This window comes from Halobacillus sp. (genome assembly GCF_049282395.1).
In the GTDB taxonomy this organism is placed as follows: domain Bacteria; phylum Bacillota; class Bacilli; order Bacillales; family Halobacillaceae; genus Halobacillus.
Genome location: NZ_JBAPTY010000238.1, coordinates 1 through 3,012 on the forward strand (window position 1 = coordinate 1; position 3,012 = coordinate 3,012).

Consider the following 3,012-nt stretch of genomic DNA (forward strand, 5'->3'; position numbering starts at 1 on the left):
AGCAAGTGACACCCCAAAATATTCCACCTCAGGTCATCCAGATTCTGGATGACCTGAGGTGGAAATAAATGTATTAAACCTTCAAACCCTTCAACCTTCAACCTTCAACCTTACAGGGCTTCTTTGATGATGCGCTTGTAGTAGAGAACAGAGAGCAGGCCAAATATGGAATAGAGACCTGTGTACACGCCCATCACGATGAACATTGGGGTCCACAGCTCGGTTCCAAAGAAAAACCAGCCTGATTGGACTGCAAAGTAACTGTGCAGCAGTCCGACGAGAAGCGGGATGCCAAAGTTAAAGACTTGTTTGCCCTGGATGCCTTGCAGTAAATCCCGGTTCGTATAGCCAAGCTTTCTTAATATTGTGTAGTTCGGACGTTCTTCTTCACCTTCATCCATCTGTTTGAAATAAAGAATACAGCCGGAAGTAATTAAGAAGGTCAGTCCGAGAAAACCTACGATGAACATCACCAGTCCCATATTCTGTTTCTGGTTTTGAGTAATCGCATACTCTGATGCCGTTCCCACGTCACTGCTAAGAGCGAGACTCTGGAACACTTCATCTGCTTCTTCAACCTGATCTTCAGACTCCAGATTAATACCAATGTATTCGGAATACTCTCCCTGGAGTTTAGGATTTAAATCTTGAGACAGCTGCTTATAAACGGTTTCGTCAACCACGGCTGTCGGCAGGCCGCCTCCTGAATAATAATGGGATAGGACGCTCTGTTTCGAAACTCCTAAAAAGTCTAAGGGAATGGATTTTTCTTTTCCTTTAAACACCAGCTCTCCGCTGTCCTCCATTTGCATCATTCGCTGCAGGGCATCGTAAAAGCCGGTGAAGATGGTCTGGTTTTCACCAACATCAATGCCAGAGACTGCCTGATCTTTTACCACGGCCAGTGTCATTTCTCCTGATTTAAAAGCAAGCCCTTCCATATCTGATCCTACAATATCTTCCACATTAACAGCTACTCTTAGAACGTCAATCTTCTCTTCGGTGTAAGGGATCCCATCAAGCTTTTCGGTAAACTCTTCTGCCTGCGCTTCTGTAACAAACGAAAAATCGTCCGGAGTGCCATTTCCTGCTGAGTTTTCGGCAGAATAGAAAGAGATGTAACTTAAGGACAAGAGCCCAATCGCAAGAGCGGATACCGTAGTAATAATCGTCAGCAGCATTGCGTTGGATTTCATGCGGAACATGACCGATGACAGAGACAGCACTTCATTAATATTCATATAGCCCTGCTTATTCTTGCGGATGATATTAGCGATGAACCGCACCGATCCTTTATAAAAGAAATACGTGCCAATAATGACAGAAGCCAGAATGAATACCATCGATCGAAACAAGCTGTTCATAGAGGTAATATTTCCAGAGAAAAGCTCGGAAGAGACATAATACCCTGTGACAATGAGCCCAAGCCCAAGAATCCCCATAATGATTTCAAATAGTGAGATCCGGCCCACTTTACCTTCAGTTTTGGAAGAGGTGCGGAATAGGGAGAGAATCGTCTGCCTCTGAATGAACAGGTAGTTCATTCCCATAATGAGCAGATAGATACCGCCAAAAACACCCAGAGTCTGCACCATAGCTTTAAGCGAAAATCTCAGGGTAGCTGCCGTTTCTACATCGGTGATCTGGAACAAAATCATGAGGATCAGTTTCGAAGCAGCAAAACCAAGAAAGATACCCACGATCAACGAACCAAAATAAATGATTAAGTTCTCCGCACTAAGAATGCGGAATATACGGTTTTTCGTCAGCCCAATCAGCTGAAACATTCCGATTTCTTTACTTCTCCGTTTAATAAAAATGTTATTTGCGTAAATGAGGAACACCGCGACAATACCAATTAATAAGACCGATGCTGCCCGGACGGCCGCCCCGCCTTTCAGAGATCCTTTCGTGCTATCCATTGCCGGATCGTATTGCAAGGTAACAAAAGCAAAATAGAGCGCCACACTGAAAATCAGCGCGAATACATATAAGTAATAATTTTTCAGATTCTTTTTCAAATTGCGGAGAATAATCTGGTTAATGTTCATACTGCACCCCGCCAAGCACTCCCTGAGTCTTCATAATGTCTTTCAAAAAAGCGTTCCGCGTCTGATCGCCTTTTCGTAATTGCGTATAAATCTGCCCGTCTTTAATAAAAATGACGCGGCTGGAGTAGCTGGCGGCGACAGGGTCATGGGTAACCATCGCAATCGTGGAATCTCTCTTTTCATTTAAATCACTGAGTTTATTGAGAAGGTCAGAAGCGGATTTAGAATCGAGTGCTCCGGTCGGCTCATCGGCGAAGATGATGCTCGGTTCGTGGATAAAGGCGCGCGCCGCAGACGTACGCTGTTTCTGACCTCCGGAAATTTCGTTTGGGTATTTATCCTGGACATCGGCAATCCCGAGTTCTTCTGCTACCGCATCGAATTTCAGGTTCGCTTCTTTTTTCGAAACTTTAGCGATCGATAACGGCAGGAGGATATTTTCTTTCACCGTAAGGGTATCGAGCAAGTTGTATTCTTGAAAAATAAACCCGAGATGATGCTTTCTGAATTCCGCCAGCTGTTTGTCTTTCCGGCCGGTAATTTCCTCCCCGTTGATCGTAATGGTCCCGTGACTCACACGATCGATGGAAGAGAGGACGTTCAGCAAGGTCGTTTTGCCTGATCCGGATGCGCCCATAATACTGACAAATTCTCCTTTTTCAATGCTCATGTCAATTCCCAGCAGCACGTGCTGCTTCGTAAATTTGTTGCCAAAGCTTTTATGAATTTTGTATCCTTCTAAAATGTTCATCTCGCTTCCCCCTTTATTTGTTAATTTTATTGTATAAATTTCCTGATTCTTTTTCCTTTCAATGACCTAACAATGAACCAATATAAAGTGACATTTTTGTCATATCGATTATTCTTACTCCGGGGGAAACATTCCACGCGTATGCTTTGTTCTACGTTCAACACAAAAAAGCTTGTAAAAAATCGTTGCTTTTTACAAGCTTTTTCCCAC

At 43.7% G+C, this 3,012-nt stretch carries 2 protein-coding genes; both read right to left on the reverse strand.

From position 1 onward, the window contains the following. Positions 1–110: 110 nt before the first annotated feature. Complete coding sequence (locus tag WAM07_RS10295) at positions 111–2,051, reverse strand: FtsX-like permease family protein (protein ID WP_422166582.1); 1,941 nt, start codon at positions 2,049–2,051, stop codon at positions 111–113. Beyond that, positions 2,041–2,802, reverse strand: a complete 762-nt coding sequence (locus WAM07_RS10300; RefSeq protein ID WP_422166584.1) for an ABC transporter ATP-binding protein — start codon at positions 2,800–2,802, stop codon at positions 2,041–2,043. Before WAM07_RS10300 ends, WAM07_RS10295 begins: the two co-directional genes overlap by 11 nt. Positions 2,803–3,012: the final 210 nt, after the last annotated feature.